The sequence below is a fragment of the Limnospira sp. genome (assembly GCF_051859755.1).
In the GTDB taxonomy this organism is placed as follows: Bacteria; Cyanobacteriota; Cyanobacteriia; order Cyanobacteriales; family Microcoleaceae; genus Limnospira; species Limnospira fusiformis.
In genome coordinates, this window is record NZ_JBIMLI010000033.1 from 25,850 (window position 1) to 39,758 (window position 13,909).

Below are 13,909 nucleotides of genomic sequence, written 5' to 3' on the forward strand. Positions count from 1 at the left end.
TCCCCAACCAGAGGGTAGGGTGTGTCATTCGGACACCACCACATCAACACCCAGCCACTGACTGACTGACGCACCTTCAATGCTTCAGAGGGTAGGGTGTGTCAGGCGATCGCCTATAACCCCAAAAATTCCCCAACCAGAGGGTAGGGTGTGTCATTCGGACACCACCACATCAACACCCAGCCACTGACTGACTGACGCACCTTCCATCAATCTCATTGTGTTAAGTTTTGTTAAGTTTTGTCAAAAAAATCCCTTTTTTTGGGGGGAGGGGTTGCTTTTCGGTCGCGCCCGTGATAGTCTATGTGATAATGGAAATATTGACTATAATTGTAAAAAAGCATAGATTTCAATTGTAAACTTTATACTTATATATTACCATGAGTTGCCGAGAGTTGTCAATTGGCGATCGCCTCTGTGGATAGATTCAAGATGAAAGCAGAACATGGGATAATCACGGGTGGTTCTAGTGGGATAGGCTTAGAGATAGCGAAACTGCTGATTCAGACAGGGGCGAATATTACCCTAATTGCGCGTGATGGTGAAAAATTAGAAAAGGCGGCGAGGGAACTAGAGAAGTTGTGTCCTGAGCGAGAGGTGTTAACCTTGGCGGCGGACGTGAGCGATCGCCTGGAGATAGAAGCTGCTATGATGAACTCATGCGATCGGCTAGGTACACCGGATATATTGGTGACATCAGCGGGCATAGCTTATCCTGGTTATTTCCTAGAAATACCGATAACAGTCTTTGAACAAACAATGTCAGTGAACTATTTTGGGGCGCTATACTCAGTAAAGGCAATAGTTCCGCTGATGGTGAAACGGGGGAAAGGGACAGTAGTTCTGATCTCCTCCGGGGCGGGTTTAATCGGGCTGTATGGCTATGCCGCCTACTCTCCTAGTAAATTTGCCTTACGGGGGTTAGCCGAGGCTTTACGGGGCGAATTAAAGCCATTGGGGATAAAGATAGCGGTAGTATACCCACCCGACACAGATACGCCACAACTGAGGACAGAAAACTTGACTAAACCGCCAGAAACGCAACAGATAACCGCGACGGCTGGAATTTGGAAACCAGAAGATGTCGCCGAGGCTATTGTGCGAGGTCTGGAAAAGGGGGAGTTTGCAATCACTCCGGGAATGGAAATGACGCTACTGAACCGCCTTCACAGCTTGGTATCACCGGGACTTAACTGGTACTTTGACCGCCTAGTGGCTAAAATCTCCAAACACCATAGAAGCCATGGGGGCCGGATTATGAACAAATCTACTCGAGAAGTAGCGATCGCCATTTTGTACCAGTCTGACAAAATTCTCCTACAGCTAAGGGACGATATCCCCACCATAGTTTATCCTGGGGTTTGGGGGATGTTTGGCGGTCATATAGAACCAATGGAAACCCCCCTAGAAACCATGAAAAGGGAATTACTCGAAGAAATTGGCTATGTCCCGACCTCCCTATATGAGTTTGGCACTTATGCGACAGAAGAGGTAGTGCGCCATGTATTTCACGGACCCTTAGAAGTAGGTCTTGAGCAACTGATTTTAGGGGAGGGGTGGGATATGGAACTGGTAACCCGCGCGGATATTATAGCCGGACAAGCCTATTCTAAGCAAGCGGGAATGTTGAAAGCGATCGGCGAACCCCACCGCCTAATTTTAGTAGATTTTCTGGAAGCGAGAATCAACATGGGTTAAAAACGGGTTGTGCTATGTTGACACTCTGCGGGATGAAGCTGCGCTGATTCTTCAGTTCGCACTTGAAAGGGTCTGTCAAAAGGCATTTTGTCCACCGATCCTCTACTCTGTTGCTTTCGCTTGAGGCTACTTGTTTTTTGCTTTCTGGGGGCTGGCACTTAACTTCCAGATGCTCCCGAACTTTTTCGGTGTTTTTTTCCACTTGCCTTCATCACCGAAATAACACCCGCCATCACCATAGCCAAAAATCCGATCCACAACGTAGAAGCAAGGGGATGTCGCGCAAAAGTCGCGATTTGATAGAACATCACCGCCACCCAATAAGCCAAACCGGTAGTCCACCCGGCGGCGAATAGAGTCCAACCCAAATTGGTCTCTCGGTAAACGGCTGCGGTGGCAGAAACGCAAGGAAAGTAGAGTAAGACAAACAGCAAATAAGCAAAAGCCCCCGCTTTACCGTCAAACTGCCTCACCATCTCCCCAAAAGTGCCGATCGCCACTGGCTGTTCTGATGCCGGTTGGTCATAGACCTGTACAGAACTGATATTCAGTCCGAGGGGGTCTAACAACGCGCCCGGTACTTCCGCCAAATTTCCGGGGATAGTGGCGAAGGCGTTACGGATACCTCCCCAGAAGTCGAACCCGATTTCAAAAGGACTGTAGACGGAAGCGGGAATGGATTTTTCCTGAGCTATTTGACTGTAGATATTATCCAGAGTGCCGACCATCACTTCTTTGGCAAAAATACCCGTAAAGATACCGACGGTAGCCGGCCAGTTTTCCTGCCGAATGCCCATCGGCGCGAAGGCGGGGGCGATCGCTTTGGCAGTGGCGCTCAATACCGACTCTTCGCTATCCTGGTTGCCGAAAGAACCGTCGGTGCCGAGGGAATTTAACAAACCCAACACCATTACCATTAAAACGATCGCTTTTCCCGCCCTCAACAAAAACGCTTTCAGCCGGTCCCAGGTTCGCAACAACACAGAATTAAATTGGGGAATGTGATAGGGGGGCAGTTCCATAATTAAATATCCCGACTTTCCTCGCAGCAAGGTGTTTTTCAAGACCAAACCGCTAAATATTGCCGCCGCGATGCCGATCAAATACAAACCAAATACCATGTTCTGGCCGGCTACGGGAAAAAAGGCAGCAGCAAAGAGAGCGTAAACCGGCAGTCGCGCCCCACAAGACATAAACGGGTTCATGATGATTGTCATGATGCGATCGCGAGGATTTTCTAAAGTCCGGGTTGCCATAATGGCGGGCACGTTGCAGCCAAAACCCAATAACATCGGCACGAAAGATTTTCCCGGCAGCCCCACGAACCGCATTAACCTATCCATGACGAAGGCTGCCCGCGCCATATAACCGGAGTCTTCCAAAAACGACAGGAACAAAAACATAAATCCGATAACCGGGATAAAGGTGGTAACGGTTTGGATGCCGCCCCCAGCACCATCTGCCAGCAAAGCGATCGCCCATCCCGGCCAACCCAGATTTTCCAGCAATACCCCGAAACCGTCAACAAAAATCGTGCCGGCGGCGATATCGAAGAAATCGATGAACGCGCCGCCAATATTGATGGTAAATAGGAAGGCTAGATACATCACTGTCAGAAAAATCGGAATCCCTAGCCAGCGGTTCAAGACAACTAAATCGATTTGGTCAGAAATGTTCGCTCCTGCCTTACTATTGGTTTGTGCCACACCCAAAAGCAGTTGCCGGACAAAACTGTAGCGACTGTCGGCAATAATGATATCGATATCTTCCCCCAAAGTTTGGTGGATTTTTCGCCGCTCTGTGACCACTCGTTTTTCGAGGGCGGTTAGCCGCGGGTTAATAAAATGGGCTGGTGTGGTGGCGCGCAGAGCGGAACCCGCCCCATAAGGGGTGGCATCGTCTCTATATTCGAGGAGTTTAACTGCCGTCCAACGGGGAGCGACATGGGTATCGCCATAGTATTCGATCACCCCGGACATTAATCGAGCGATCGCCTCTTCGACCACTGCCGGGTAAATTACATAACATTTAGGCACTGGCGGACGTTCGAGAGCGATAGCGATCGCAGAGCGCAGCTCGGTCGTTCCCACACCCGCCGCCGCCACTGCCTGCAATACCGGACATCCCAAACGCTCCGACAGCAGCTCGGGATTTATCTGCAAGCCCCCGCTTTCTGCTAAATCCATCATATTCAGGAGGGCGATCACGGGCAATCCCATCTCTATCAGTTGGGTAGTTAGATACAAATTCCGTTCTAAGTTAGAAGCATCGATAACGTTAACGATTAAATCCCGCACGGCGAGCAGATAATCCCGCGCTATCTTTTCGTCGAGGCTAGTTTCCGAGTCTTCGGCATCAAGGGAATAAACCCCCGGCAGGTCGATAACCGCTATTTTTTGACCGTTGTAGCTGTAGTAACCTTCTTTGCGATCGACAGTCACCCCCGGCCAGTTCCCAGTCGTCTGGTGAGAACCTGTCAGGTTATTGAAGACTGTAGTTTTCCCGCAGTTGGGGTTGCCGATGAGAGCGATAGTTGGTTTTTTCATTTTCAGTTTTCCTTTTGACGATCATCTGATTTGGTTTTCAGTAGATGCGTTTTCCAGTGCTTATTACCTATCTAAGAGGTATTGGCGATCGCGTTAATGGAAGCGCAAATTACGCGATCGCGACCTTCGCGTTTTGCCCTATACAAAGCGGCATCGGCAGCTTCCACGACAGCCTCTCCCGTCAGGCCGTGTTCCGGGAAAGTCGCCACTCCGATAGAGAAACTCACAACCCCCAAAGACTGGCCGCGATGCTGAATGTTGAGATGCTTCACCCCCTCTCGAATTTGTTCGGCGCGAGAACGACAGACATCCAAAGGTGTGTCCGGCAGAATCAAAGTAATCTCCTCGCCTCCATAACGACAGGCAATATCTGACCCCCGAATCTGTTTTTGCAAAAACAAGCCAATCTCCCTAAGTACCGTATCGCCCGCATCGTGACCGAAAGTATCGTTAAATTGCTTAAAACGATCTAAATCCAGCATTAAAATACCCAAAGGCAGGCCGCCCAGTTGGGCGCGACGCAACTCCCTTTCTAAGCAAGTTTCCATATAGCGTCGATTAAACAAATTAGTCAGGGGATCCCGAATGCTTTGATGTTGCAAGCTCTCTCGCAGCTTCAAATTGGCTAGGGATAGCGCTACCTGTTTGGCAACAGTAGTTCCCAACTCTTGCTTGGACTGAGTTAATTTCGCTCCTTCTGGGGAACTCAAATGTAGCAAACCAATAGTTTCTCCCTGGGCCGCCATCGGGATGCAGCAATGCTGTGAGGGATGGGGGCGATTCACATTTTTACAAAGTGCCCCGCAGCGATCGCTTCCCAGCACTGATGGCTGACCCATCCGTAGCGCCATGCAGTCATGGGGGCAGAAAAGTTTCTGGATGGAACTTCCCTCCCCCCAACTCGACATCTCTTCGAGAAAGTTTTTCGATTCGCTAATGGCAAATATCCCCCCCGGGAAATCGGGGAATAACTGTTCCATATATAAAGAAATAATCGCGTAAGCTTGTTCCAGGGTGTAGCAAGCCAGTAGGCCATCGTTCATTTCGTTGAGCAAGCGAATCTCTTTGAGAGTTTGTTGCAGTTGCGAGTTGGTCTGTTGCAGTCGTTCGTTGCTTTCTTGGAGTTCCCCAGTGCGCTCTTCTACTTGCGCCTCCACTCGATTTGTATAGCGCTGTAAGGCCAGCAAATAGCTGGTCAAGATACTGGTTAAAACTAAACCGCCACCAAGCACCGACCAAGTTCGCCAATATTTGTGAGCGGCGAAGTAGTCTGATGTTGGCAGGAGTAATAATGAGAAGTAGGTATCGGTCCCAATTTTCACTTCCCGCGTACAAGGTTTTGCCAGCAGATGGGTTCGCCTCAGTTTTCCGAAAGCTTTGCCACCCGAAGAAGTCGAAATCGGACTGAACTCTGGACAAAGCCATCCTCTCCCCGCCAGCTTCGGTTGGTGTTGGGAAACATCGACATAAGTGTGAGTTTTAGGTTCATAAAATACCAAGGGACGAATTTCGCCATCTAAGGAAGTTGTGTAGAGGTAAATATTGAATTTATCCAAGGTTTGACCTGGCAAAGTTGCGTTCAAAATTTCTCTAGTTTTCAGCTCATCTATCGCGCTACTTATAACATTTTTATCATCGATAGTTTCTTCTAAAGCTCTCTTGAGATTATCCGAATCTTCGTGGATAAAATTTTGGAGTTTTTCGGTATCCCACTGCCATGCGACTATACTTGCTAACACCGACAGGCAGATGCCGCCCACAGCTACTATTTTAGCCGACTCATTTCGACATTTGGCAAATTGGACGCGATCGCCAAAATACAGGTTGGGTATTTTTGATTTACAATTACAGTATTTCATTACTTATTTTAATTCCTGCTAATTGTCGATTGTGTTTAGTGGAAATTAATCCACTAAAATTCATACTGTAATCCTCGTTTTTTTGTGATTTTTTACAGTTAATTTTTCCTGTATTTTAAGCTACACATATCTCCATTAAATTGGGTTTTTGGTTGGTAGATATTTGTCGGATAGGAAGGTTGATTGTAAACTCAGTTCCCTGACCTACTGACGACCGACACCGAATCGTGCCACCATGTCCTTCTACCACAATTTTGTAGGCAATAGACATTCCCAAACCGGTGCCTTTGCCCACAGGTTTGGTCGTAAAAAATGGGTCAAAAATTTTCTTTTGAATATCGGCGGGAATCCCCGGTCCATTATCCGCAATTGTCACCGTCACATAATCATAACCGCCCCGAATGTCAGAAGCATTACCCACAGATGTCTGAATAGCAATCCAACTGGGATTGGCTTTTTTCTCTTCCTGGGAGCGTTGTTTATCGTAGCTTTCTATGGCATCTATGGCGTTAGCAACGATATTCATAAACACCTGATTCAGTTGACCTGCATTGCATTCTACTAAAGGCAATTCCCCGTATGTTTTAATAAGTTTAATCCCATAAATACCCGCTTTTGCCGTCAAGCGATTGTTTAAAATTAACAAGGTACTATCAATGCCTTCGTGCAAATTTACCGCCTGCATTTCCGCCCGATCTAAACGAGAAAAATTTCGCATAGAAAGAACTATTTGAGAGATTCTATTTACTCCCACTTGCATCGAATTTAAAATCTTGGGCAAATCCTCAGCCAAGAAATCTAAATCGATTTCTGAACTAAATTCCTCAATATCTGGGTCGGGATTTGGATAATGACTTTGATAAACTTCAATCAGCTTCAACAAATCTTGCACGTATTCTTTCGTGCAGGAAATATTCCCCGAAATAAAGTTGACGGGATTGTTGATTTCGTGGGCGATACCTGCTACCATTTGACCCAGGCTAGACATTTTTTCGCTGTGAACCAGCATCCCTTGAGTTTCCTGTAATTCTTCTAGGGCTTTTTGCAATTGTTGCGCTTTAATCGTCCGTTCTTCTACTAATTCCTCTACCTGTTTGGTATAGCGCCCCGACACTAGCAAATAGGTAGCCAGCAAACTGGTTAAAATTGAACCGCCCAGGAATATTCCCCAGCTTTGCCAATATTTGTAAGGGGCTAGATATGCCGAGGTTGGCAATAATAAGAGAAACCATTGGCGATCGCCCACCGATAGCGTCCGCTGGCAAGGTTTCCCCGTCGTCTGAGTTTGTCTGAGTTGCCGAAAGGCTTGACCTGTCGAAGAACTCGAAGGAACGCTAAATTCTGGACAAAGCCATCCCCTCCCAGACAGTTTCGGTGGGTCCAGGCGATCCACAATCAGAGTATGGGCGTTAAATTCGTAAAATGCCAGGGGTTCAAATTCACCATCTACACTCTCTTGGTATAGGTAAATATTGAGATTCTCTAGCACTTGTCCCGGTAAAGTCGCCTTCAGCAGTTCTCCGGCTGAGAAATTACCCCCAGTTAAATCTGAGTTGCCATCAATTTGCTCTTGTAGGGCGCTTCTCAAATTCTCTGTACTTTCCCGCAACTCGATCGCTAGGGTTTCTCGTTCTCGCTGCCACACCGCGATCGCCGCCACCGTAGATAAACAAAGACCTAAAACTACTGCCACCTTGACTGGCATATTCCCAGAAGCCTTTTTCTTGGGGCTTTGAGAAGCTGACTGCCAAAGACTGTCTCTCTTCTCCGACTCTTTTCTCATTTTTTTCAGCTTTATTAGAAATAACTATCAATTATACAGCCGTGAATTACACGATTTTCTAGATTTTACAATCTTTTTACAATTGATAACTCTCGATTAAGCTTGTATATCGCACCCACCAAATAAGAATTTTTGTTAATTAGCGCCTCAGTGCAGGCTGGGGATAATGGCTATGGGGGCGCAGCTAGTGGAAGGAAGTTGTGTCAAACCGCATAGCTGCTGTTCAACCCACGCGCTTCAGAGGGAGGGGGAATCAATTATCAATTATCTTGTAGAGGCGGGCTTGATATATCGGAAGCGATCGCGCGCCGCCACTTTGTAGATCATCCGACAATAGGGACACTACCATCATTAGGAAGAAATAGGCGGGGGTCTACCGGAGTTCCGTCAGGTCGGCGAATTTCAAAATGGAGATGGATAGAATAGCCGCCGCCATCAATTTCTCGTCCTTCGTACCCAAAACCAGAACCGCCTCTAATACCGATTAATTGTCCTTGGGAAACGTTATCATTTACCTTGACTCTAATTGACCGTAAATGCAAATATCGGTGTTCCCAACCATCAGGGCGGCGAATATGAATAGACCGACCATCTGCGCCGCTGGTATTATTTTTTACATACTCCACCACCCCATTACTAGCAGCATAACATTCATCAGGAGTATATCCGCCAATATCAACCCCAGCATGAAGTCTTCCCCTCGCATAACCAAACTCAGTTCTGGGTCCCATGCTAGTGCCGCGCATCGGCCATTTCCAACTACTGGAAACAGTAGATGCTGGTTTGGGACTGCTGGCTGGGCTGTTAATATCTGCGGGAGTATTAATGTTTACCGGCTGATTAATGCTGCCTATTTTATCATCTATAATTTGAACGTGAGGGGCGAATATATACCAGGTTTCCCGTTGTCCAGGATGGGGAGGTCTAAATTTAATTTCTAAGTGTCCATATCCGGCTGCTTTATAGTCGGTAATTTCGTATTGGTTGCCAGAATAGATAGAAATTTTATCGGCGGAAGTTAGTTCATGGGCTTGCACAGGTTTCTGTTTTAAGACGGTGTTCTGTTGTATGATAATTTTCATGATTAGTTATCCCGTATTTGGCTAAGTTTAAGTTAAGGAACTAATTATATAGCCCTATGGAGACAGGGAAAGATAGGGAGTAGGGGGGCAAACCCGAATTAACTTGTTAGTTGTTGTATCTGGGTATATTGCCATTAGGAGTAAACTGGGGGAAATGGCTTAACAACTGCTTTAAATTGAGATACTGAGTTAAGGTGAAAGCATCAACTCCCAATTCAGTGCGATCGCTTGCTGCCACTATACCAGCGAGTGAGTGCCACCAAACAGCGACTTGAGCGCTTAATTCTGGGGGCTGTGACCGTCGAGACTGGATAGCGAGTATCCCCCCTAACAAACCAGTGAGAACGTCGCCACTGCCCCCACGAGCTAGGGCTGGGGTACTTTCTGGGTTAATGATTACTGACTCAGCGGTAGCAATACAGGTTCTCGCGCCCTTTAAAATGATGACAGCGCCAGTTAAACGGGCTGCTTCCCTACTCCCCTCGATAGAGGTATGTGATTCATGATTTAACTGGGGAAACAGGCGTTTAAACTCTCGACGGTGGGGGGTGAGAATGGTTGCAGCCTGACGGTTAGATAGGGTAGTCACGGGGTCTAGTTTGGCTAACAGGTTCAGGCCATCAGCGTCTAAAACTAGGGGTCTATGGCTATTTAATACTGTCTGAATGACGGATACATTGTCAGCGGTTAAACCGGGACCACAGGCGATCGCATCATAACTATCCAAGTTTATATGGTCAGCAATAGAGGCGATCGCACCGTTATCCGTTTCTGGACAACCAATAATCAAGGCTTCCGGTAGTGGAAAACTCAATAAGGGTTTGATCGACTCTGGGACAGCTATTGATAGCATTCCCACTCCACTAGCCCGCGCCCCCAGACCTGATAATAGCGCCGCCCCGGTATAACGACGCGATCCGGCAATAATTAATAAATGCCCCTGTTTATACTTATGGGTATTCTGAGGGAGGGGGATAGGTAAATGAGATCTCGCCAATTCCGGAGTTAGTCGCCTTAGGTCGGGAGACACCCCCAGGACAGCATGAATATCAGTTACAGGGATATCAAAATCAATTAACTCGGAAGTTCCCAACCATGGTAAGGCTTCTTCCCGCAAAAAGGCTAATTTCCATAACCCCAAACAGAAAGTTTTGGTTGCTCTAATAGCTGTTCCCAGGACTAATCCTGTGTCAGTATGGATACCTGATGGGATATCAATGCTAAAAACGGGCTTATTCCACCAGCTATTGACAGTTTCGACTATTTGTGCTAAGTCTCCCTGAATGGGACGTTCTAAGCCAAAGCCAAACATCCCATCAATAATTAGATCACAATCTGCTAATTGTGCGATCGCCTCTACAATTTCAATACCCAAACTAGCAGCATATCGAAAATGGTCTGCGGTGAGTGGCTTGTGTTTGCTAAAGGGGGAATATAGCAGGACGCGATAACCGCGATATAATAATTCCCGCGCCACCACCAACGCATCACCCCCATTATGCCCCGGTCCCACCAAAACCCCAATTAAGTTTACTGGTGTGCTGGTATACTCAGAGTGTAAAATCGACAATAGGTGGCGAGTAATATTGAGGGCGACCTTTTCCATTAAAGCTGCCACAGGCATTCCCGCGTCAAAAATGCGAGTTTCTATGGCTTGCATTTGGGCAGCGGTCACAGCAAACTGTTGAATAAGTTGGAAACGATTAGGAGTGCCTGCCATTATTAATCATGCTAAGGGTTTAGGGACTATCTGCCAAAATATATTTGAGCCGAGCCAATTCCCGAATCTGTGAGATAATTTTCCCATTCTTGGGCGAGTCCCAAATTGGCAAAAGGTCCAACGGCTACCAAGGGGTCAGCGAAGTGGTCGCGAATGATAATGCTATTTTGAGGTACACCTAAAGCTATGGCATTTTCAGCAGTCCTAGACAGTTCGGCGGCGGGTGTGGGAATTAATACAAAATAGCCATCAGTATCACTTAGTCCCAGGTTAATACCTGACGCTGCAGGAAGAGGAGTTGGGGTATGAATAGGTAAACCGAGTAACATTTCCAATTGTGTGCGAGAGGCTATGACTTCTCCTCGAATGCGTCTGAGAATTAGTTGACTCAGCAGTTGTTCAGCGTTGGACAGGTTGACAAAACTACCGGCTTGAATTACGGGGACACCCTGATATTGAACAATTTGTGCATTGGGAGATACCTGTCGCACTTGGTCTAGGGATGCTGCCCCAGGTCTGACGTAAACTTGATAAAGTCCTAGGTCAGTGGTGGGGCGAATAAGATTTGGTCTAATATTGGTTTGAATGGGTGCGGTTAACCGTCGCTGGGGGGGGACTACCAGGGGGCTGACATTTATGGAGTTCTGAAATTCGGGAGTATTTCGGAAATCGGTAATTTGGGCTTGAATTCCCCATTGTCTGAGACTGGATACCAGTTGTTGGGCTTGGGTCTGATTGAAATAAATGCCAGCATCAATTACAATGCGATCGCCATATCTTTTAATTATGGCTCCTGGTTGTACCTGTTGGACTATTTCCAGGAGTAAGGGGTTATCCCCTGAAACATAGACCCCGTAGCGTTGCTGTTGTGCTAGGGCGGGTAGGGGTGTTAAGGTTAAGTATCCCCCCAGGAGCAATAATGATATCCAGGGCTTCCTCCCCGCCCATCGAAAGGTAAACTGGAACGGGGACTTGTTTTGATTTTCAAGAGAAGTTACAGTCAATTTCAGTTCCTCCATGGGGGGGTGAGCTTACCCAGCCTGAAACAATTATAGCCATATATGGCGGCGTTTCGGATCATTTATATTTGATCAAATTGATAACATCTCATCATCAATGTTGGAAAAGAACATAAAATTTGCCATTATGCCGAGACGACTGGTTTCTTGTGTCCTCGCCGCCTTCCTACCGATTATCCTAGTCTGGGGAGTAGTTGTGCGACCCGCCTGGGCGCTGACGGATGAACAGAAACTCCTGAGCGAGAGTTGGAGTATTGTGAACCGCGCCTATGTTGATGAGAGTTTTAATCATCAAAATTGGTGGTTATTGCGGGAAAAACAAATTAAGAAACCTCTCAGAAATCGGGAGGAAACTTATCTGGCTATTGAGGAAATGTTGGCGAGTCTTGATGATCCGTTTACACGATTATTGAGACCGGAACAATATCGCAGTCTCCGAGTTAGTACCTCTGGAGAATTGACGGGAGTGGGGTTACAAATTGCTAAGGAGGCTGAGACGGGGGCGCTGGTGGTGGTGACTCCCCTTGATGGTTCTCCGGCTGATGATGCGGGGATTAAGCCGCGCGATCGCATTCTGAAAATTGATGGTTTATCTACTGATAATATGACCTTGGATGAGGCGGCGGCGAAGATGCGAGGCAACCCCGGAACCGAGGTAATTTTAACTGTAAAATCCGCCGAAAATCAGTCAACCAAGGATTTCACATTACTAAGAGATTACATTACACTAAATCCGGTTTTTTACGAACTGAGAAAAACTGAGGATAATCTGGCTTTTGGTTATCTGCGCCTGCGACAGTTTAGCGCGAATGCGACCAGTGAGGTGACTAATGGGATTAATAACCTGATCAATGCTGGGGCGAAGGGTTTTATTTTGGATTTGCGAAATAACCCGGGCGGACTGCTACAGTCGGGGGTAGAAATTGCTCGGTTGTGGTTAAATCAAGGTGCGATCGTGTATACTGTAGATAGGCGAGGGTCTTTAGGAGGTTTTGATTCTACGAAATCGGCTTTAACTGATGCGCCGTTGGTGGTATTAGTTAATGGTGGTACAGCCAGCGCCAGCGAAATTCTAGCGGGTGCGCTTCAGGACAACCACCGCGCTTTATTAGTGGGTGAAAAAACGTTCGGGAAAGGCTTAATTCAATCCCTATTTGATTTGTCTGATGGTTCGGGGTTAGCGGTGACAGTCGCCCATTATGAAACCCCTAACCATACTGATATTAACAAACAGGGAATTAAGCCCGATCGCATTGTAAAAAGCCCTAATTTAATGCGATCGCAATTAGCAACAGAAGCCGACCCCCAATATCAAGAAGCCGTTGATTTATTGAGGTATCAAATGTAGACCTTCTGTTTCTCCCCGGTGTAGGGTGGGTCGCCTTCCCACCCTAAGTTTTCGATGAGTTATAAAACGCCTTTGGAACTGGGAATAGTACCCGCACGACGTGGATCGATTTCTAGGGCCATTCTGAGCGATCGCGCAAAGGCTTTAAATGCGGCTTCAATAATATGGTGAGAATTAATCCCGTCCAACTGGCGAATATGAAGGGTCATCAAACTGTTATTAGCCACAGCCACAAAAAATTCGCGCACTAACTGGGTATCATAGTTTCCTACCCGGAGAGTGGGGATTTCCAAGCCATAACTGAGGTGAGGACGACCGGAAAAATCTAGGGATACTTGGACTAAGGCTTCATCAAGGGGGGCGACAAAATGACCAAACCGGACAATTCCTTTGCGATCGCCTGTAGCCTTAGCCAAAGCCTGACCCAAAGTAATCCCCACATCCTCATTAGTATGATGATCGTCAATATGAGTATCTCCGACGGCTTTAATCTCCAAATCTAATAAACCGTGGGAGGCAATTTGGTGCAACATATGGTCTAAAAAAGGCACTCCGGTAGCCACATCACAGCTACCTGTACCGTCCAAATTCACCGTCACAGAAACATCAGTTTCCCCGGTAGTACGCTTGACAGTAGCAATGCGGTTATCGGTGATATTAGGGTTAGTTGCGGTGGTGGAAGTTGAAGTGCGATCGCGAGTTTGCATAGTCAATAATTAGGGAACTGATACATTTACGCGACATTTTTCCGGTTGTTCCCGGACAATGCGACGATAGCACTATTACCCGTTAAGGTAACAGAGGCGGTATCCCGCAAAGCTTTTAGAAAGATTCCAAAAGCACCGTTCCAGTCC

At 47.0% G+C, this 13,909-nt stretch carries 9 protein-coding genes; 2 read left to right on the forward strand and 7 right to left on the reverse strand.

The window, feature by feature from the left end; genetic code table 11:
• Positions 1 to 432 precede the first annotated feature (432 nt).
• Positions 433 to 1,698, forward strand: coding sequence for an SDR family NAD(P)-dependent oxidoreductase (locus tag ACTIE0_RS08380; RefSeq protein ID WP_006670392.1), 1,266 nt, complete (start codon positions 433 to 435; stop codon positions 1,696 to 1,698).
• Between the two features lie 158 nt (positions 1,699 to 1,856).
• Here ACTIE0_RS08380 and feoB read toward each other — a convergent pair whose 3' ends face one another.
• From feoB to ACTIE0_RS08410, 6 genes are all read right to left on the reverse strand, one after another.
• Complete coding sequence (gene feoB / locus ACTIE0_RS08385; protein WP_006670393.1) at positions 1,857 to 4,244, reverse strand: Fe(2+) transporter permease subunit FeoB; 2,388 nt, start codon at positions 4,242 to 4,244, stop codon at positions 1,857 to 1,859.
• Between the two features lie 71 nt (positions 4,245 to 4,315).
• On the reverse strand, positions 4,316 to 6,103 hold the full coding sequence (locus ACTIE0_RS08390; RefSeq protein ID WP_006625264.1) for a sensor domain-containing diguanylate cyclase: 1,788 nt from the start codon (positions 6,101 to 6,103) through the stop codon (positions 4,316 to 4,318).
• Positions 6,104 to 6,218: 115 nt separating this feature from the next.
• Positions 6,219 to 7,886 carry an ATP-binding protein gene (locus ACTIE0_RS08395; RefSeq protein ID WP_006625265.1) on the reverse strand — a complete coding sequence of 556 codons (1,668 nt, stop codon included), beginning with the start codon at positions 7,884 to 7,886 and terminating at the stop codon, positions 6,219 to 6,221.
• Between the two features lie 323 nt (positions 7,887 to 8,209).
• Positions 8,210 to 8,968 (reverse strand): M23 family metallopeptidase, encoded by a 759-nt coding sequence (locus ACTIE0_RS08400; protein WP_006625266.1) that lies wholly within the window; start codon positions 8,966 to 8,968, stop codon positions 8,210 to 8,212.
• 106 nt (positions 8,969 to 9,074) lie between these two features.
• The gene (locus ACTIE0_RS08405; RefSeq protein ID WP_006670394.1) at positions 9,075 to 10,688 is read right to left on the reverse strand and encodes a bifunctional ADP-dependent NAD(P)H-hydrate dehydratase/NAD(P)H-hydrate epimerase; all 1,614 of its coding nucleotides are present in this window, start codon (positions 10,686 to 10,688) and stop codon (positions 9,075 to 9,077) included.
• 26 nt (positions 10,689 to 10,714) lie between these two features.
• Positions 10,715 to 11,692, reverse strand: a complete 978-nt coding sequence (locus ACTIE0_RS08410; RefSeq protein WP_231296372.1) for a hypothetical protein — start codon at positions 11,690 to 11,692, stop codon at positions 10,715 to 10,717.
• 142 nt (positions 11,693 to 11,834) lie between these two features.
• On the opposite strand from ACTIE0_RS08410, the gene ctpA reads away from it, so the two are divergent.
• Positions 11,835 to 13,055 carry a carboxyl-terminal processing protease CtpA gene (gene ctpA / locus ACTIE0_RS08415; RefSeq protein WP_039933688.1) on the forward strand — a complete coding sequence of 407 codons (1,221 nt, stop codon included), beginning with the start codon at positions 11,835 to 11,837 and terminating at the stop codon, positions 13,053 to 13,055.
• A 59-nt stretch (positions 13,056 to 13,114) separates the two neighbouring features.
• Here ctpA and hisB read toward each other — a convergent pair whose 3' ends face one another.
• The gene (gene hisB / locus ACTIE0_RS08420) at positions 13,115 to 13,762 is read right to left on the reverse strand and encodes an imidazoleglycerol-phosphate dehydratase HisB (RefSeq protein WP_006625270.1); all 648 of its coding nucleotides are present in this window, start codon (positions 13,760 to 13,762) and stop codon (positions 13,115 to 13,117) included.
• Positions 13,763 to 13,909: the final 147 nt, after the last annotated feature.